Genomic DNA, 230 nt, shown 5'->3' with positions numbered 1-230 from the left:
CAACCCGGGCCTATGCCGGTTTGTGCGTCAAACACTACTAGGCCGTAATCTGCCACATCTACTTTCCCGCCAAAGAACTGGCGTGGACAAGGCGCCATGGTCGTATCGCCGGTGGCCAGGTGCCGGAATACGATCTTAGCATCAGACGTTACATAGGTAGCATAATTACCATTGGGGGAAACAGCCGTGTACAATGCCTTGGTATGTAGATCCACCTGTCCGTTCTACCA

General features: G+C 53.0%; 1 protein-coding gene. It reads right to left on the bottom strand.

Annotation, left to right across the window (positions count from 1 at the left end; all coding sequences use genetic code 11):
- Window positions 1-215, bottom strand: a 215-nt coding sequence (locus KVT36_RS32435; RefSeq protein WP_217607541.1) for a hypothetical protein, incomplete at its 3' end; no start/stop codon positions are given.
- Window positions 216-230: the final 15 nt, after the last annotated feature.

It is taken from the genome of Chitinophaga sp. GbtcB8 (genome assembly GCF_019091455.1).
Taxonomy (GTDB): Bacteria; Bacteroidota; Bacteroidia; order Chitinophagales; family Chitinophagaceae; genus Chitinophaga.
This window is presented reverse-complemented; position numbering and strand designations above follow the sequence as displayed.